Origin of the sequence: Streptomyces oceani (assembly GCF_001751245.1) — a bacterium.
GTDB classification, from domain to species: Bacteria; Actinomycetota; Actinomycetes; order Streptomycetales; family Streptomycetaceae; genus Streptomyces; species Streptomyces oceani.
Genome location: NZ_LJGU01000155.1, coordinates 16,053 through 32,917, shown reverse-complemented (window position 1 = coordinate 32,917; position 16,865 = coordinate 16,053). Strand labels below are relative to the sequence as shown.

Annotated in this window: 17 protein-coding genes and 1 pseudogene; 16 read left to right on the top strand and 2 right to left on the bottom strand. The window is 71.6% G+C overall.

The window, feature by feature from the left end; genetic code table 11:
- Positions 1-316: 316 nt before the first annotated feature.
- Positions 317-1,435 carry a DUF5937 family protein gene (locus AN216_RS24410; protein WP_070198883.1) on the top strand — a complete coding sequence of 373 codons (1,119 nt, stop codon included), beginning with the start codon at positions 317-319 and terminating at the stop codon, positions 1,433-1,435.
- Between the two features lie 95 nt (positions 1,436-1,530).
- On the opposite strand, the gene AN216_RS24405 is transcribed toward AN216_RS24410, so the two are convergent.
- Both AN216_RS24405 and AN216_RS24400 read right to left on the bottom strand, forming a co-directional pair.
- Positions 1,531-2,208 carry a response regulator gene (locus tag AN216_RS24405; RefSeq protein ID WP_070198882.1) on the bottom strand — a complete coding sequence of 226 codons (678 nt, stop codon included), beginning with the start codon at positions 2,206-2,208 and terminating at the stop codon, positions 1,531-1,533.
- Positions 2,209-2,256: 48 nt separating this feature from the next.
- On the bottom strand, positions 2,257-3,477 hold the full coding sequence (locus tag AN216_RS24400; RefSeq protein ID WP_070198895.1) for a sensor histidine kinase: 1,221 nt from the start codon (positions 3,475-3,477) through the stop codon (positions 2,257-2,259).
- 942 nt (positions 3,478-4,419) lie between these two features.
- Between AN216_RS24400 and AN216_RS24390 the strand changes: the two genes are divergently transcribed.
- The 15 genes and pseudogenes from AN216_RS24390 (at position 4,420) to AN216_RS24335 (ending at position 16,773) form a co-directional block, all read left to right on the top strand.
- On the top strand, positions 4,420-5,400 hold the full coding sequence (locus tag AN216_RS24390; RefSeq protein ID WP_070198894.1) for an SAM-dependent methyltransferase: 981 nt from the start codon (positions 4,420-4,422) through the stop codon (positions 5,398-5,400).
- Between the two features lie 68 nt (positions 5,401-5,468).
- Positions 5,469-6,035 (top strand): Uma2 family endonuclease, encoded by a 567-nt coding sequence (locus AN216_RS24385; protein ID WP_070198893.1) that lies wholly within the window; start codon positions 5,469-5,471, stop codon positions 6,033-6,035.
- A gap of 87 nt (positions 6,036-6,122) precedes the next feature.
- Positions 6,123-7,265, top strand: coding sequence for an NADH-quinone oxidoreductase subunit D (locus AN216_RS24380; RefSeq protein ID WP_070198880.1), 1,143 nt, complete (start codon positions 6,123-6,125; stop codon positions 7,263-7,265).
- Between the two features lie 282 nt (positions 7,266-7,547).
- Entirely contained in the window at positions 7,548-8,657 is a 1,110-nt protein-coding gene (locus AN216_RS24375; RefSeq protein WP_070198892.1) for a DUF2520 domain-containing protein, read from the top strand.
- Positions 8,654-9,565 (top strand): pantoate--beta-alanine ligase, encoded by a 912-nt coding sequence (gene panC, locus AN216_RS24370; RefSeq protein WP_420855793.1) that lies wholly within the window; start codon positions 8,654-8,656, stop codon positions 9,563-9,565. The genes AN216_RS24375 and panC overlap by 4 nt, the downstream gene beginning before the upstream one ends.
- A gap of 95 nt (positions 9,566-9,660) precedes the next feature.
- Complete coding sequence (locus AN216_RS24365; protein ID WP_079166953.1) at positions 9,661-11,556, top strand: L-aspartate oxidase; 1,896 nt, start codon at positions 9,661-9,663, stop codon at positions 11,554-11,556.
- Positions 11,553-12,716, top strand: a complete 1,164-nt coding sequence (nadC, locus tag AN216_RS24360) for a carboxylating nicotinate-nucleotide diphosphorylase (RefSeq protein WP_079166948.1) — start codon at positions 11,553-11,555, stop codon at positions 12,714-12,716. The genes AN216_RS24365 and nadC overlap by 4 nt, the downstream gene beginning before the upstream one ends.
- A gap of 2 nt (positions 12,717-12,718) precedes the next feature.
- Entirely contained in the window at positions 12,719-13,516 is a 798-nt protein-coding gene (locus AN216_RS24355) for a type III pantothenate kinase (RefSeq protein ID WP_070198879.1), read from the top strand.
- A 125-nt stretch (positions 13,517-13,641) separates the two neighbouring features.
- Positions 13,642-14,361, top strand: coding sequence for a hypothetical protein (locus AN216_RS24350; protein WP_079166947.1), 720 nt, complete (start codon positions 13,642-13,644; stop codon positions 14,359-14,361).
- A gap of 163 nt (positions 14,362-14,524) precedes the next feature.
- Positions 14,525-14,674, top strand: a complete 150-nt coding sequence (locus AN216_RS29470) for a hypothetical protein (protein WP_170843213.1) — start codon at positions 14,525-14,527, stop codon at positions 14,672-14,674.
- A gap of 66 nt (positions 14,675-14,740) precedes the next feature.
- Positions 14,741-15,022 (top strand): annotated as a pseudogene (locus tag AN216_RS27800) (BlaI/MecI/CopY family transcriptional regulator); the annotation flags it as partial.
- 157 nt (positions 15,023-15,179) lie between these two features.
- Positions 15,180-15,329 carry a hypothetical protein gene (locus AN216_RS29465; RefSeq protein ID WP_170843213.1) on the top strand — a complete coding sequence of 50 codons (150 nt, stop codon included), beginning with the start codon at positions 15,180-15,182 and terminating at the stop codon, positions 15,327-15,329.
- A 30-nt stretch (positions 15,330-15,359) separates the two neighbouring features.
- A complete protein-coding gene (locus tag AN216_RS24345) occupies positions 15,360-15,749 on the top strand; it encodes a BlaI/MecI/CopY family transcriptional regulator (RefSeq protein ID WP_079166946.1) in 390 nt (129 codons plus the stop codon).
- A 9-nt stretch (positions 15,750-15,758) separates the two neighbouring features.
- Positions 15,759-16,286 carry an amino-acid N-acetyltransferase gene (locus AN216_RS24340; protein ID WP_070198876.1) on the top strand — a complete coding sequence of 176 codons (528 nt, stop codon included), beginning with the start codon at positions 15,759-15,761 and terminating at the stop codon, positions 16,284-16,286.
- A gap of 145 nt (positions 16,287-16,431) precedes the next feature.
- Positions 16,432-16,773: a histone-like nucleoid-structuring protein Lsr2 gene (locus AN216_RS24335; RefSeq protein ID WP_070198875.1), complete on the top strand. Its 342-nt coding sequence runs from the start codon at positions 16,432-16,434 to the stop codon at positions 16,771-16,773.
- Positions 16,774-16,865: the final 92 nt, after the last annotated feature.

The window sequence follows — 16,865 nt, the reverse complement described above, 5'->3', positions numbered from 1 at the left end:
GCAGCACGCCCGCCGGGCGGCTGGCGGCGGTGCGGCGGCTGGCGGAGTCCCGGTGCGCCTCCCGCAGTTCCCGCACGGTGCGCCAGTCCCGGCTGCTCGGTGCGGGGGGCGCGGGCGTGCCGTGCTGGGCGGCGCGGTAGGCGTCCAGGGCGTACTGCTGGGTGATATCCATGGTTTCCTCCAGAAAGGTATCGCTACGGCCTGGTTGCCGGCGAGCTGTCCACTACTGTGCGCCGAGCTCCAGCGGCCCGTCGCGCCGATTGACGGAGGCGGTCAATCGACGCCGTCGCTCCCGGGACGCCTGCACAATGGCGTCATGAGCGTGGACATCGAGGTCAGGGGCCTGCCCGCGGAACGGTACGTCTTCCGGACGTCGCCGCTAGCCGAACTGGGCTACGCGCTGCACGTGTTGGCCGAACCGGGGCACCACCCGGGCCTGCACGGCTGGGCCACCGCCACCTCGTCCGGCCTGAAGCCGGACCTCGCGGACCGGTTGCGGGAGGCCGACTTCCTGTGGAGCCCGACGTTCTCCGACATCCTGACCCCGTTCGCGGGAGTGCCGTCCCGGGACGGACAGCCGGGCGCGACCCTGGCGGAGGACCTGGACATCCTGGACCAACTGGACGACGAGCGGTTCGTGGGCTCCGCGCTGGAGTTCACCTGTTCCGCGAGCTACGGCTGCGGCGGTCCGTCCCCGCTCGTGGACGCCGACGCCCGGCAGCGCGCGCTGGACATGGCAGCCGCGCGCGGACCGCGTCAGGAGGACTTCACCCGCCGGCTGTTGACCGAGCCGACGGTGGTGCGGTCCTGGATACGCCGCCTGCTGGAGGACTGTGAACAGGCGTTCTTCGCGGACACCTGGCGGCGACTGGAGACCCAACTGGCCGCCGACGCGCGACACAAGACCGAACTGCTGAACCACCGTGGCCTCGCCGAGGCGTTGGCCGCCGTGTCACCGGCGCTGAGCCTGAGCGAGAACGGCGGGCGCATCCAGGCGGACAAGCTGTCCGAGGGCCGTACGACGGCGCTGGACCCGGCCATCGGTCCGGGAGTCACCTTCGTGCCCACCTCGATGGGTTGGCCACACCTGCTCGTGCTGCACGCGCCGTCCTGGCGTCCGGTCGTGCACTACCCGGCGGCGACCCCGGAGATCTCCCGGCCGCCCTCCGTGCAGGACGTACAGCTGCGGCTGGAGGCGCTGGCCCATCCGATGCGGTTGCAGTTGGCGCGTTTCCTGGCCCGCGCCACGTACACCACCGGGGAGCTGGCCGAGTCGGTCGGCATGAGCGCCCCGGAGGTCTCCCGGCACCTGGCGACCATGAAGAAGGCCGGCCTGGTCACCACCCGCAGGCGCGGACGTTACGTCCTGCACCAGCTGGATCTCACGGTCGCGGCCCGGCTCGGCAGCGACTTCCTGGAGGGCGTGCTGCGCTGAGCCGATGGTGCCGGCTGTCCCTGCTCGGCTCTCCGTTGCCGGGGCGTGCGGCTCCGTACGTGCGGCTCCGGGCGTGTGATCATCCGTATCCCGGCTCACCGGTTGGCGCGCACCAGTCCCGACTCGTACGCGCGCACCACGGCCTGCACCCGGTCCCGGAGTTCCAGCTTGGTCAGCACCCGCCCCACGTGCGTCTTCACGGTCGCCTCGGACAGCACCAGGTGCGCCGCGATCTCGCCGTTCGACAGGCCCTGCGCGACCAGCACCAGCACCTCGCGTTCCCGCTCGGTCAGCCGGTCCAGGCCGTGCCCGGACGGTTCGGCCGCACTGGCCGGCAGCACCGTGGAGAACCGGTCGATGAGCCTCCGGGTGGTGCTCGGCGCGACGACCGCGTCGCCGCTGTGCACGGCGCGGATCGCGGACAGCAGCTGGCCCGGCGGCACGTCCTTGAGCATGAAGCCGCTGGCCCCCGACTTGAGCGCGCTGAAGGCGTACTCGTCCAGGTCGAAGGTGGTCAGGATGAGCACCCTCGGCGCGCCGGGGCCGCCCTCGCCCAGCTCACAGATGTGCCGGGTGGCCTCCACCCCGTCCAGCACCGGCATCCGGACGTCCATCAGCACGACGTCCACGGCCTGCGTCCGCAACGTCTCCAGGGCCTCCTGCCCGTTCTCGGCCTCCGCGACCACCTCCATGTCCTCCTGCGCGGCCAGCACCATACGGAAGCCGGTGCGCAGCAGCGCCTGGTCGTCGACGAGCATCACACGGATGGCCATGGGGTGCCGTTCCTCTCAATCGTTGCCGGGGGTGTCGCTGGGTGTCGCTCAGCGCGCGTTCCGCAGGGGAAGCACCGCGCTGATCCGGAAGCCGCCGCCGGGCCGCGGACCGGCCTCCAACTGCCCGCCGACCATGCCGATCCGTTCCCGCATGCCGATCAGGCCGTGCCCGCGGCCGTCCTCCCCGCCCACCTCGTACAGTTCGCGCTGGGCACCGCGGCCGTCGTCCTCGGCGAGCAGCGCCAGCTCCTCCTCGCCGTAGGTCAGCCGCACCTGGGCGCCGACGTCCGGGCCACCGTGCTTGCGGCTGTTGGTCAGTGCCTCCTGCACGACGCGGTACGCCGTCAGCTCCACGCTGCTGGGCAGCGCGCGCGGAGTTCCCGAGATGTGGAAGTTCACGCTCAGGCCGGTGCCGCGTACCTGGTCGACCAGTTCGGTCAACTGCTCCATGCCCGGCTGCGGCACGTACTCCTCGCTCTCCTTGGTGCCCTCGCCGCTGCGCAGCACGCCGAGCAGCCGGCGCATCTCGGCGAGCGTCTGTCGGCCGGTGCCGGAGATGGTCTCCAGAGCCTGGCTGGTCTGTTCGGGCGCCTGGTCCAGGACGTACGCGGCACCGTCGGCCTGCACCACCATCACCGAGACGTTGTGCGCGACCACGTCGTGCAACTCCCGAGCGATCCGGGCGCGTTCCGCCGCGACGGCCACCTTGGCCTGGGCCTCGCGCTCCTGCTCCAGGCGCGCGGCCCGCTCCTCGAGTTGGCTGTAGTAGTCCCGACGGGTGCGCATAGAGTCGCCGAGCACCCAGGCGAGGATGAACAGACCGGTCAGCAGGACCGTGCTGAGCGCGGCCTCGACGGCCGACTGCCCTTCGTGCGGCCACCGGATACCGGACAGGGTCGGTGCCACACACGCGCCCGCGAACGCGAACCGGGACGCCCAGATAACGTGCCGGGAGGCGGCGGTGAAGATGATGACCAGGAAGGCGAAGTTCGCGATGAACGGCTCCACCCCGACGATCATCTGCACCGCGCCGGTGCCGGCCGCCAGCAGCAGCATCCGCTCCGGGGCGCGGCGGCGCAGCGCGACGACGACGGCCAGCAGGACGGAGAGCGGAACGGCCATGTACAGCGGCCCGGTGTCCGGGCGTACGTTCTCGGGCGCCTGGTGCAGCGCGGCCAACCAGCCACCGCACATCACCAGCAGCAACACCGCCCAGCTACAGTCCACCCCCGTCGGGTGTCGGCGGATGAAGTCGTAGATGCGGTGCACGTCACCCAGCGTATGCACGGAAACTACGGGTACGGATCGATCGAACGGGCGATCCGTGGCGGACTCACGTACTCCGCAAGGTGGATGTCAAGGTGCCTGGGTGGGACCTAGCTTGCCCGCCGGCTGTTGGCTCTCGGCTCTCGCTCGGCTTCCGGAGTGCTTTCGGAGTGCTTTCGGTGATCCACCCGCGGGGTCGTACGGTGTCGGCGTGATCGAGCAGCCTTCGGGCCCCTCGGGCCGGGCGCGCGCCCCGGAGTCACCGGAGTCACCGGAGTCACCGGAGTCACCGGAGTCACCGGGCGCCGTGCAGCCGCGGGAGCCGGACGCGCCGGAGCCGCCGGACCAACCCGTCCCGTGGCGTACGGCCATGGAACGCGCGCTGTACGGACGGCGCGGCTTCTTCGTACGGGAGCGGCCGGCGGACCACTTCCGCACATCCGTGCACACCTCGTCGCTGTTCGCCGAGGCGGTGGCGCGGTTGGCGACCCGGGTGGACGGACGGCTCGGTCACCCCGGGGAGTTCACGCTGCTGGACGTGGGCGCCGGCCGCGGTGAACTGCTCACGGCGGTGCTCGGCACGGTCGACGCGGAGTTCNAACTACGGGTACGGATCGATCGAACGGGCGATCCGTGGCGGACTCACGTACTCCGCAAGGTGGATGTCAAGGTGCCTGGGTGGGACCTAGCTTGCCCGCCGGCTGTTGGCTCTCGGCTCTCGCTCGGCTTCCGGAGTGCTTTCGGAGTGCTTTCGGTGATCCACCCGCGGGGTCGTACGGTGTCGGCGTGATCGAGCAGCCTTCGGGCCCCTCGGGCCGGGCGCGCGCCCCGGAGTCACCGGAGTCACCGGAGTCACCGGAGTCACCGGAGTCACCGGGCGCCGTGCAGCCGCGGGAGCCGGACGCGCCGGAGCCGCCGGACCAACCCGTCCCGTGGCGTACGGCCATGGAACGCGCGCTGTACGGACGGCGCGGCTTCTTCGTACGGGAGCGGCCGGCGGACCACTTCCGCACATCCGTGCACACCTCGTCGCTGTTCGCCGAGGCGGTGGCGCGGTTGGCGACCCGGGTGGACGGACGGCTCGGTCACCCCGGGGAGTTCACGCTGCTGGACGTGGGCGCCGGCCGCGGTGAACTGCTCACGGCGGTGCTCGGCACGGTCGACGCGGAGTTCGCCGGGCGACTGCGCCCGCGTGCCGTGGAGCGTGCCGCGCGCCCGAGCGGGCTGGACCCGCGTATCGCCTGGAGCGCGGAACCGCCCCGGGCGGGCTCGCTGACCGGGCTGGTCTTCGCGAACGAGTGGCTGGACAACGTCCCGGTGGATCTCGCCGAGGTGGACGCCGCCGGCACGGTCCGGTACGTACGGGTGGATCGTACGGGCCGGGAGCGACTCGGCGCCGAGGTCACCGGCCCGGACGCCCGGTGGCTGGCGCGCTGGTGGCCGTTGGAGGGCGCCGAGCCGGGCGTTCGCGCGGAGATCGGTCGGCCGCGGGACACCGAGTGGGCGACGGCCGTCGGCACCCTGGAGCGTGGCCTCGCGGTCGCCGTTGACTACGCCCACAGCCGATCCGACCGCCCGGCCTTCGGCAGCCTGACCGGTTACGCGGACGGGCGCCAGGTGTCGGCCGTGCCGGACGGCAGCCGGGATCTGACCGCGCATGTCGCGTTGGACGCGTGCGCGGCGGCGTGCGCTCGGGCGACCGGCGGTGAACCGCGGCTGCTGACCCAACGCGCGGCCCTGCACGCGCTCGGGGTGCGGGGTGGCCGGCCTCCGCTCTCCTGGGCGTCGATCGACGCCGCCGCGTACGTACGGGCGCTCAGCACCGCCGGCAAGGCCGCCGAACTGACCGACCCGCGGGGCCTGGGCGGATTCGGCTGGCTGGTGTGCGCGGTGGGCCTGCCCAAGCGGTGGGACCCCTTCGAGTGATACCGGCGCTGGTGGCGCCTTGCTCAGGCTTTCCGGCGGGACGACGGGAAGGTGCCAACATGGTGGTCATGACCGACGACAGGTACGCACAGATGCGCGCGCTGGCCGAGGAGATCTCCGAGCGACCCGAGTCTTGGGCGGTGGAGATCTCTGGAGACGAGGTCATTGTCATGATGAGCCCGGCGAAGCGGCATGAGTGGATCGTGGCTGTCACGGGGCGGCAGCTCAACCGGCAGTTGGAGCAGCAGGGTTCCGATCTCGTGGCGCACGGCGGCGCCGACGTCGAGGACCCGCTCGTGGGTGTGCTGCGTCGCCCGGATCTGCTGGTCCTGCCCTTGGACGTGCTGGATGAGGGCGGCGACTACGTCGATCCGAAGGACGTTCGGGTGGGGGTGGAGGTCGTCTCGAGATCCAATCCGGAGAACGACTACACCGGCAAGATGCGCGACTTCCCGCGTATGGGCATTCCGTGGTACGTGATCATCGACCCCCGGCTGGGCACCGGTGTGGTGCTCTCCGAGATTGGCCCGGGCGAGGACGGCCCGGCCTACCAGAAGCGGGACGCCTTCGCGTTCGGGGAGACCGTGCCGATCGCCGAGTGGACGATCGACACGTCGGGGTTCCCGCTGTACTGACGGCCGTACGCCTCCCCACGGATCTCCGCCGGCCGGGGGGAGAGCACCGGGAAGTGCCGGACTGGATGGACTGCCAGACTGGGCGGCATGACGGAGACGACGGTCGGCATCGGCGGGGCCGCCGAGAGCACCGACATGGTGCTGAACATCGGCCCGCAGCACCCCTCCACGCACGGCGTGCTGCGGCTGCGCCTCGTCCTGGACGGCGAGCGGATCAGCGCCGCCGAGCCGGTGGTGGGATACATGCACCGGGGTGCGGAGAAGCTGTTCGAGGCGCGGGACTACCGGCAGATCATCGTCCTCGCCAACCGGCACGATTGGCTCTCCGCGTTCTCCAACGAGTTGGGTGTCGTGCTCGCCGTGGAGCGGATGCTCGGGATGGAGGTGCCGGAGCGCGCGGTGTGGATCCGCACCCTGCTCGCCGAGCTGAACCGGGTGCTGAACCACATGATGTTCCTCGGTTCCTATCCGCTCGAACTGGGCGGCATGACGCCGGTCTTCCACTCCTTCCGGGAGCGCGAGGAGCTGCAGCACGTCATGGAGGAGGTCTCCGGTGGCCGTATGCACTACATGTTCAACCGGGTCGGCGGGCTGAAGGAGGACCTGCCCGCAGGTTGGCTGGACCGGGCTCGGCACGCCGTGGCGGCGGTCCGCTCTCGGATGGACGTCTTCGACCAACTGGTCGTGCGGAACGAGATCTTCCGAGGACGTACGGCGGGCGTCGGCGTCCTGAGCCAGGAGACCGTGCGGGCGTACGGCGTCAGCGGCCCCATTGCCCGGGCGTCCGGCGTGGACTTCGATCTGCGTCGGGACGAGCCGTATCTGGCCTACGGCGAACTCCGCGACGTGCTGCGGGTGGTCACCCGGGACAGCGGCGACTGTCTCGCCCGCTTCGAGGTGCTGCTCGGCCAGGCGCACAACGCCCTGGAGCTGGCGGACGCCTGCCTGGACCGGATCGGGCAACTGCCCCCGGGGCCGATCAACCAGCGGCTCCCGAAGGTGCTCAAGGCGCCCGAGGGCGCCACGTACGCCTGGACGGAGAATCCGCTGGGGCTCAACGGCTACTACCTGGTCTCGAAGGGAGAGAAGACGCCGTACCGGATGAAGCTGCGCTCGGCGTCGTTCAACAACATCCAGGCGCTTGCCGAGCTGCTGCCCGGCACCCTGGTGTCGGACATGGTGGCGATCCTCGGCTCGTTCTTCTTCGTGGTGGGTGACATCGACAAGTGAGGTCGGCCGGTGAGGTCGGCACGTGAGTCGGCGCACGGTCGACGCGCGGTCGCTACGCGCCACCCGTCGGGCGTACCCGGGCCCGCCGCACGCTGCCACCGGTGCGCCGCGCTCGCGTAACATGGCCCAGCATCGTCCGGTACCCGCCGCGGACCGGAACGGCGAACGGAAGGTCAGCACTCGGTGAACGCACAGCAGCAACCCGACCCGGTGCGGGCACCCGGCACCGATCCCGGCGGAACCGCTGAGGCCAGCGGCGGCACCAGGTCCGCCGAGCAGGGCATCACGCGCGCCGAGGACCGTCCGGCCCGGCTCGACGTCGGAGTCGTCGGCACCGGCCGGGTCGGGCCCGCGCTCGCCGCCGCCCTGCGGCTGGCCGGACACCGGCCGGTCGCCGCCTCGGGGGTCTCCGAGGCGTCCCGAGCTCGTGCCGCCGCCCTGCTTCCGGGAGTTCCGCTGGTGGACCCGGCCCAGGTGCTGGCCAGATCCGAGCTGGTGCTGCTCACCGTGCCGGACGACGCGCTGCCGGGGCTGGTCGGTGGCCTCGCCGAAACCGGCGCCATCCGCGCCGGCCAACTGCTGGTCCACACTTCTGGGCGGCACGGCACCGCCGTACTCGAGCCGGCGCTGCGCGCGGGCGCGCTGCCGCTGGCTCTGCACCCGGTGATGACCTTCAGCGGCACACCCGTCGATGTGCAACGGCTCGCGGGCTGTGCGTTCGGGGTGACGGCACCCGAGGAGTTGCGACTGGCCGCGCAGGCGCTGGTCATCGAGATGGGCGGGGAGCCGGAGTGGATCGCCGAGGAGTCCCGCCCGCTCTACCACGCGGCGCTCGCCCTCGGCTCGAACCACCTGGTGACGCTGGTCGCTCAGGCCATGGAGCTGTTGCGCACGGCCGGCGTGACGGCGCCGGACCGGATGCTCGGACCGCTGCTCTCGGCGGCCCTGGACAACAGTCTGCGCTCCGGTGACGCCGCGCTGACCGGGCCGGTCGCGCGGGGTGACGCGGAGACGGTCGCGACGCACGTGGCGGAGTTGCGGGCACACGCCCCCGAGGCCCTCACCGGCTACCTCGCGATGGCGCGTACGACCGCTGACCGGGCCATGACGCACGGACGGCTCCGGCCGGAGCGGGCGGAGGCCCTGCTGGGCGTGCTCTCCGAACCGGACGGCACGGCTGCCCCACGGCGCACGACGGCGTCGGACGGCGGCCGGGACGGTGCGGGGGACACCGACGGACAGGACGGTGCCGCGGCTGCCGACACGTCGGCGACCGGTGAACCGGCGACCGGTGAACCGGGACGTCCCCGGGACACGAGGGGCCCGGGCCCCGCAGCCGAGGACCCCGCAGCCGAGGGCCCCGACGGCCCGGACCCGGAGGCGGACCAGTGAGCGACCAGCACCCAGCGCCCACCCCCGCCCCTCGGCCGGTTCCGCTGGCCGACAGCGCCGCGGAACTCCCCGCGCTGCCGGAGAGCGGCGAACGCTGCGTGGTGATGACCATGGGCGCCCTGCATGACGGCCATGCCGCCCTCATCAGGGCCGCCCGGGAGCACGCCGGGGCCTGCGGACAGGTCGTGGTGACGGTGTTCGTCAATCCGCTGCAGTTCGGTCCGGGCGAGGATCTGGACCGGTACCCCCGCACCCTGGACGCCGACCTGCGTGTCGCGGCGGAGGCCGGCGCCGACGTCGTCCTCGCGCCGGCGGCCGAGGAGGTGTACCGGGACGGTGCGCCGCGGGTGCGAATAGCGGCCGGTCCGATGGGCGAGCGTTACGAGGGCGCGCACCGGCCGGGCCACTTCGACGGCATGCTCACCGTGGTGGCCAAGCTGCTCCACCTCACTCGCCCCACCGTCGCGTTCTACGGCACGAAGGACGCCCAGCAACTCGCCCTGATCCGACGTATGGTGCGGGACCTCGACTTCCCCGTACGGATCGTGGGCGTGCCGACCGTGCGGGAGCCGGACGGCCTGGCGCTCTCCAGCCGTAACCGTTATCTCCAGCCGGCGGAGCGGGAGAGCGCCCGTGCCCTCTCCCGCGCCCTGTTCGCCGCGGAACGGGCGGTCGGCCAGGGCCCGGGGCCGGCCCGGGGGGCCGCGCAGGCCGTGCTGGACGAGGCCGCCGCCATGGAACCGACCGTGCGCACCGACTACCTCGCGCTGCTCGACCCCGCGGACTTCACTCCCGTCAGCGAGGACTTCGCGGGCGAGGCGGTGCTCGCGGTCGCCGCGCGGGTGGGGACGACCCGCCTGATCGACAACCTCGCGTTGCGGTTCGCCGGAGACGGAGCCCGACCGTGACCTACGGAGACGGAGCCACCGCGGCGTACGGCGCGGAGCGGGTCGAAGCCGGGCGGCAGCACCTCGGCACGTCCGAGCGGCCAGCCACCACCGCGCTGCCCGCGCCCGTCCCGGGCTGGGCCATCGAGGCCGACGTCATCGTGGTGGGCTCCGGGGTGGCCGGACTCACGGCCGCGCTGCGCTGCGCGGCGGCCGGGCGGCGTACGGTCGTCGTCACCAAGGCCCGGCTGGACGACGGCTCCACCCGCTGGGCCCAGGGCGGTATCGCCGCCGCGCTCGGCACGGACGACAGTCCGGAACAGCACCTGGCGGACACCCTGGTCGCGGGCGCCGGCCTCTGCGACGAGGACGCCGTCCGCGTCCTCGTCGACGAAGGACCGGACGCGGTGCGCCGGTTGATCGACACCGGTGCCCGGTTCGACACCTCCCCGGACACCGGCGAACTCGCGCTCACCCGGGAGGGCGGCCACCACCGCAGCCGCATCGCGCACGCGGGCGGGGACGCCACCGGCGCGGAGATATCCCGCGCACTGGTGCGCGCGGTCCGCACGCACGGCATCCGTACGGTCGAGAACGCGCTGGCGCTGGACCTGCTGCGTGCCCCGGACGGGCGTGCGGCCGGCGTCAGCCTGCACGTCATGGGGGAGGGCCGGCAGGACGGGGTGGGCGCGGTACGGGCTCCGGCGGTGGTACTCGCCACCGGCGGCATGGGCCAGATCTTCTCGGCTACCACCAACCCGGCCGTGTCCACCGGGGACGGTGTGGCGCTGGCCTTGCGCGCCGGCGCGCGGGCGAGCGACCTGGAGTTCGTGCAGTTCCATCCGACGGTGCTGTATCTCGGAGAGGCGGCCGAGGGACAACAGCCGCTCGTCTCGGAGGCCGTACGCGGCGAGGGGGCGCACCTCGTCGACGCGGACGGCATGCGCTTCCTGCTCGGCCAGCACGAACTGGCCGAGCTCGCGCCCCGGGACGTCGTCGCGAAGGCCATCACGCGGCGGATGCGGGAGACCGGCGCCGCGCACGTGTATCTGGACGCACGGCACTTCGGCGCCTCGATGTGGGCACGGCGCTTCCCCACGATCCTGGCCGCCTGCCGCGCGCACGGCATCGACCCGGTCACCGAGCCGATCCCCGTGGTGCCCGCCGCGCACTACGCTTCCGGCGGGATCCGTACGGACCTGCACGGCCGTACGACCGTGCCCGGCCTCTACGCCTGCGGCGAGGTGGCCTGCACGGGGGTGCACGGCGCCAATCGGCTGGCGTCCAACTCGCTGCTCGAGGGGCTGGTGTTCGCCGAACGCATCGCGCGGCACATCACCCAGCGCGTCGGGCCCACTGAGCCCGGCGAACCCGCCGAGCCGGGGACCTCGCCCGAGGACCAGCGGCGCGCTGACCCGCCGCAACAGCCACCGGCGTACGCCCCGGCGCCCGCGTACGCCCCCGAGCCCGCCGTGCTGCTCCCCGCGCACCTTCGTGCCGAGTTGCAGCGTGCCATGACCGAGGGCGCCGGGGTGCTGCGTACGGGGCAGAGCCTGGCGCGTACGGCCGACCGCTTGGCCGAGTTGGCGGCGCTGACGGCAGGACCGAGCGACGGCGGCCGGCGGGCCGAACCAGGCGTGGACGCCTGGGAGACCAGCAACCTGCACCTGGTGGCGCGCGTGCTGGTGACCGCCGCGCTGCGCCGCACCGAGACCCGTGGCTGCCACTGGCGGGAGGACCACCCGGAGCGGGACGACACCGAGTGGGGTCGCCATCTGATACTCGGCCTGCGTCCGGACCAGGACAGCCGCACCCTCGACGCTCTCGAGACCCGTACGACCGAGGGCACCTCCCTCCCGCCGATCGGCACGTCCGACGCCCCGCCCGAGGTCCCGCCCCGTGGACCGGGTATGCCCGCCACGTCGGGCAGGCCGGCCCCGTCCGGCTCGCCCGCCGTCCACACCCCCGCCCGGGACCGCAGCCCGGCCACTGCCCGCGAGGAGAACGCGTGACCAGCCCCAGCTCGGAGGAAGAGCGCCGGCCACAGCCGGTGGACGTGCCGCTGCTGCAGATCGGTGGGCCACCCGCCGAGGACACCGGTGGTGGCTGCGGCTCCGGCTGCGGCTGCGGGCCGGAGCCCGAGGGCCGGGACTACGCCCTCGATCCGCTGGAGTGCGGCCTCGACCCGGGGCTGGTGGAACTGTTGACCGAGGCCGGGCTCGACCCCGTCCGGGTGGAGGACATCGCGCACCTCGCGCTGGAGGAGGACCTGGACCACGGGGTGGACGTGACCACCGTCGCCACCGTGCCCGAGGAGGCCATGGCGACGGCCGACCTCACCGCCCGGGAGGCGGGGGTCGTCGCGGGCCTACAGGTGGCCGAGGCGGTGCTGTCGGTGGTGTGCACGGAGGAGTTCGCGGTCGAACGGCTGGTCGCGGACGGCGATCGGGTCGGGCCCGGTCAGCCGCTGTTGACCGTCCGTACGCGTACCCGGGACCTGCTCACCGGCGAACGCAGCGCGCTCAACCTCCTCTGCCGGCTCTCCGGCATCGCCACCGCCACCCGCGCCTGGGCCGACGCGCTCGCCGGCACCCGTACAGAGGTGCGGGACACCCGCAAGACCACGCCCGGTCTGCGTGCCCTGGAGAAGTACGCCGTGCGCTGTGGTGGCGGCGTCAACCACCGGTTCGCGTTGTCCGAGGCGGCGCTGATCAAGGACAACCACGTGGTCGCGGCGGGTGGCGTGGCCGAGGCGTTCGCCCAGGTGCGCGACGCGGCGCGGGAGTTCGGCGCGGAGAGCCTGCCGATCGAGGTGGAGGTCGACCGGCTGGACCAGATCGAACCGGTGCTCGCCCAGGGCGCCGACTTGTTGCTGCTGGACAACTTCAGCCCGCGGGAGACCGCCGAGGCCGTCGCGCTGGTCGCCGGGCGGGCACGGCTGGAGTCCTCCGGGCGGCTGACGCTCGCCGACGCGGGGGCGTACGCGGACACCGGAGTGGACTTCCTCGCGGTGGGCGCACTGACCCACTCCGCGCCGATCCTGGACATCGGTCTCGATCTGCGGGCCGCCGCGAGTGGCGTCGACACCCCGACAGACGGGCTTCGGACGGACGCCGCGTCGACCGGTGCCGGTCCGAAGACCCGTGCCGAGCCGGGCAGTGGGGGGAGCTGACCATGCTCCTGACCATCGACGTGGGGAACACCCACACCGTGCTGGGCCTGTTCGACGGGGAGGAGATCGTCGAGCACTGGCGCATCTCCACCGACGCGCGCCGGACGGCGGACGAACTGGCCGTGCTTCTGCAGGGCCTGATGGGTACTCACCCGCTGCTTGGCGAGGAGCTGGGCGACAACATCGAGGGCATCGCCATCTGCGCCACCGTCCCGTCCGTGCTGCACGAGTTGCGGGAGGTGACCCGGCGCTACTACGGGGACATCCCCACGATCCTCGTCGAGCCGGGCGTCAAGACCGGGGTGCCGATCCTGATGGACAACCCGAAGGAGGTCGGCGCTGACCGGGTGATCAACGCGCTGGGCGCGGTGGAGTTGTACGGCGGCCCGTGCGTCATCGTCGACTTCGGTACGGCGACCACGTTCGACGCCGTCTCCGCGCGCGGGGAGTACGTCGGTGGTGCCATCGCCCCGGGCATCGAGATCTCGGTGGAGGCGCTGGGCGTACGCGGCGCGCAGCTGCACACCATCGAGCTGGCCCGTCCGCGCAGCGTGATCGGCAAGAACACCGTGGAGGCCATGCGGGCCGGGGTGCTCTACGGTTTCGCCGGTCAGGTGGACGGCGTGGTGCGCCGCATGGCCAGTGAACTGGCCGACGACCCGGACCAGGTCACGGTGATCGCCACCGGCGGGCTGTCCCCGATGGTGCTCGGGGAGTCCTCGGTCATCGACGAGCACGAGCCCTGGCTCACCTTGATCGGACTGCGCCTGGTCTACGAGCGCAACGTGTCGCGCGGCTGAATAGCCAGGGCTTATATGGCTTTTGTCCATTTTGGGATTTATGTGTCAAACATTGCCACATCAGCCGCCACGCCACATTGCGAGCGATAAACGGATTTAGTCTCTGTCGCGCCTAATGTAAACCTATGCCCACGCCATACGGATCGCGAGGGGGCATGGCGTTCAGCGCGGAAGAGCTGCGTGTGCTCCGAGGCGCCCTCGCCATCGCCTGCAAGTCCACCGCGGAACCCCAGCCGCCACTCGAGGAGTGCCGTCAGCTGGCCCAGGACCTGGAGGTGGCCACCCGGGAAGGGGGCAGACTCCGCTCCTTCCTGCTGGCCGACCTGGCCAGGCACCGGGCGGCGCTGCCGGACTCCGCGACCGGCTATCTGGAGCAGCTCGAGGACGCCCTGGCCGCCGGCTACCTCCCGCGGCCGGACGACCTGGCGGCCCTGCGCATGCTGTGTGCCGAACCGGTCGCGGACGGGGACGAGGGCGCGGGCGTCGACGAGCCGGAGCGGAAGCGCCGAGCCGAGCTGCTGGAGCGCGGCGAACGGCTTGCCGAACAGGCCGTACGCGCCCGCTTGTTGGTGCTGCCCGGCGGTCGCTCGGCGGCCACGGGCGAGCGGCGGCCGGACGGTGAGCCGGAGCCGGAGGGAGAGCGCGAGCGTGAGCCGGCTCCCGCCGGCCAGCCCCTGCCGGAGGACGATCGCGACGAACCAACCGAGGCTCCCGCGGGGGACCCGCCGACCACGGACACCGAACCGCCGTCTGCCGAGCCCGCCCGCCCGGTGCCCACGCCGGCCGAGGTCTTCCCGCCCCGGCGCCACCCGACGGAGCCGCGGCAGGAGGCGTTGCCGGCCTGACCACGCCGCGCCCCTCCGGGCCGGAGCCGGGGCGGCGGCGTACGGCGTGCCGTATCCCGCGTCCCCGCCCGCACCGCGGACCTCCGGGCGGGCGGCGGCGCGGACGGCGATACGCTGGGAAGGCTCGTCGAGTCACCCACCCCAGCCGAGGAGGCCGACCGTCATGGATTACATTTCCGCCCTCACCCCGTCTGTCGTAATGGCGGTAGCCTTCACCGCGCTCGTGGTCACCATCGTGAAGAGCCAGGGTGGCGCGAACAAGGCGAAGGAGGACGCCATCGTGGACGCGGCCCAGCAGAAGACGGAGCGCTGATTCAGCCCCCTCTCCCCCTACTATTCTCCTGTGCCTCGGCCATTGGGAGAGTTGGAAGACGCGGTCATGACGCGGGTATGGCGGTGGAACCGCCCGGTCACCGTGCGAGAAGTGCTCGAAGATCTGCAAGAGGAACGGTCCATCGCCTACACCACCGTGATGACGGTAATGGACAACCTGCATCAGAAGGGCTGGATGCGGCGCGAACAACAGGGCCGCGCCTATCAATATGCCGCCGTCTCCACCAGGGCGGCCTACTCGGCGGCCCTGATGCACGAAGCCTGGTCGGCCAGTGACAACCACGCGGCGGCGCTTGTCGACTTCTTCGGCATGATGTCGCCGGAAGAGGGNGCCCCTCCGGGCCGGAGCCGGGGCGGCGGCGTACGGCGTGCCGTATCCCGCGTCCCCGCCCGCACCGCGGACCTCCGGGCGGGCGGCGGCGCGGACGGCGATACGCTGGGAAGGCTCGTCGAGTCACCCACCCCAGCCGAGGAGGCCGACCGTCATGGATTACATTTCCGCCCTCACCCCGTCTGTCGTAATGGCGGTAGCCTTCACCGCGCTCGTGGTCACCATCGTGAAGAGCCAGGGTGGCGCGAACAAGGCGAAGGAGGACGCCATCGTGGACGCGGCCCAGCAGAAGACGGAGCGCTGATTCAGCCCCCTCTCCCCCTACTATTCTCCTGTGCCTCGGCCATTGGGAGAGTTGGAAGACGCGGTCATGACGCGGGTATGGCGGTGGAACCGCCCGGTCACCGTGCGAGAAGTGCTCGAAGATCTGCAAGAGGAACGGTCCATCGCCTACACCACCGTGATGACGGTAATGGACAACCTGCATCAGAAGGGCTGGATGCGGCGCGAACAACAGGGCCGCGCCTATCAATATGCCGCCGTCTCCACCAGGGCGGCCTACTCGGCGGCCCTGATGCACGAAGCCTGGTCGGCCAGTGACAACCACGCGGCGGCGCTTGTCGACTTCTTCGGCATGATGTCGCCGGAAGAGGGCGAGGCGCTTCGGGATGCCCTGCGGGTCGTACAACTGAGCGGTGTCCGGCTCGATGTTCCCGGGCGATAAGCTCGCACCATGTCGAATGCCGCGAACTCCGCAGCCGTAGTGACCGTGCGGCGCGCGCGTACGAGCGATGTGCCCGCGGTGCGGCGGCTTGTCGAGGGGTATGCGGACCAGCGCATCCTGCTCGGTAAGGCGACCGTGACTCTTTATGAGGACATCCAGGAGTTCTGGGTCGCCGAACGTGATCACGATGCGCGAGTCGTCGCTTGCGGAGCGCTGCACGTCATGTGGGAAGACCTGGCCGAGGTGCGCACTCTCGCCGTCGACCCGACACTCAAGGGCGCCGGGGTGGGCCATCTGGTCCTGGAGAAGCTGCTGCAGACGGCACGCTGGCTCGGGGTCCGGCGTATTTTCTGCCTGACCTTCGAAGTGGACTTCTTTGTCCGGCACGGCTTCGTCGAGATCGGTGAGACGCCGGTTGAGGGTGATGTCTACAGTGAGCTGCTGCGCTCCTATGACGAAGGCGTCGCCGAGTTCCTTGGGCTCGAACGCGTGAAGCCGAACACCCTCGGCAACAGCCGCATGCTGCTGCATCTCTGAACGTTCCGCTATGTCCGAAACATCCCGCGAATCTCACTGATCCACCGCCTGAACTCAGTCGAGGGTTTGTGTTTCTCCGGGAAAAGCGGTTTGCTTTCATCGGTAGTATCCGTAATCGGTATTCGATGACGAATGGGAGCAACCGGTGGCACAGAAGGTTCAGGTTCTTCTGGTCGACGACCTCGAGGGCGGCGAGGCGGATGAGACCGTGACGTTCGCACTGGACGGCAAGAGCTATGAGATCGACCTCAACACCGCCAACGCGGACAAGTTGCGGGACGCCCTCGCGGACTTCGTAAAGGCCGGCCGTCGCGCGGGTCGGTCCGGGCGCGGAAAGGGTGGCGGTCGAACCGCCTCTTCCGGCGGGGGTTCCGGTCCGGACACGGCGAAGATCCGTGCCTGGGCGAAGGAGCAGGGTTACGAGGTCAATGACCGCGGTCGCGTTCCGGCGAATATCCGCGAGGCTTACGAGAAGGCCGGCAACTGATCGGCCGTGTCCGCTGTCGCGGTGTCGGTACCGGCACCTCGCGCGCTCGGTCCCCGCGCGCCGCGCCCGGGCGCGGCGCGAGTGCCCGACCG

Bases quoted from the DNA above. Each gene is read 5' to 3' on its own strand.
- AN216_RS24410 (WP_070198883.1), top strand. From the start codon at position 317: ATGAGCGTGGACATCGAGGTCAGGGGCCTGCCCGCGGAACGGTACGTC.
- AN216_RS24405 (WP_070198882.1), bottom strand. From the start codon at position 2,208: ATGGCCATCCGTGTGATGCTCGTCGACGACCAGGCGCTGCTGCGCACC.
- AN216_RS24390 (WP_070198894.1), top strand. From the start codon at position 4,420: ATGGAACGCGCGCTGTACGGACGGCGCGGCTTCTTCGTACGGGAGCGG.
- AN216_RS24385 (WP_070198893.1), top strand. From the start codon at position 5,469: ATGACCGACGACAGGTACGCACAGATGCGCGCGCTGGCCGAGGAGATC.
- AN216_RS24380 (WP_070198880.1), top strand. From the start codon at position 6,123: ATGACGGAGACGACGGTCGGCATCGGCGGGGCCGCCGAGAGCACCGAC.
- AN216_RS24355 (WP_070198879.1), top strand. From the start codon at position 12,719: ATGCTCCTGACCATCGACGTGGGGAACACCCACACCGTGCTGGGCCTG.
- AN216_RS24350 (WP_079166947.1), top strand. From the start codon at position 13,642: ATGCCCACGCCATACGGATCGCGAGGGGGCATGGCGTTCAGCGCGGAA.
- AN216_RS29470 (WP_170843213.1), top strand. From the start codon at position 14,525: ATGGATTACATTTCCGCCCTCACCCCGTCTGTCGTAATGGCGGTAGCC.
- AN216_RS29465 (WP_170843213.1), top strand. From the start codon at position 15,180: ATGGATTACATTTCCGCCCTCACCCCGTCTGTCGTAATGGCGGTAGCC.
- AN216_RS24340 (WP_070198876.1), top strand. From the start codon at position 15,759: ATGTCGAATGCCGCGAACTCCGCAGCCGTAGTGACCGTGCGGCGCGCG.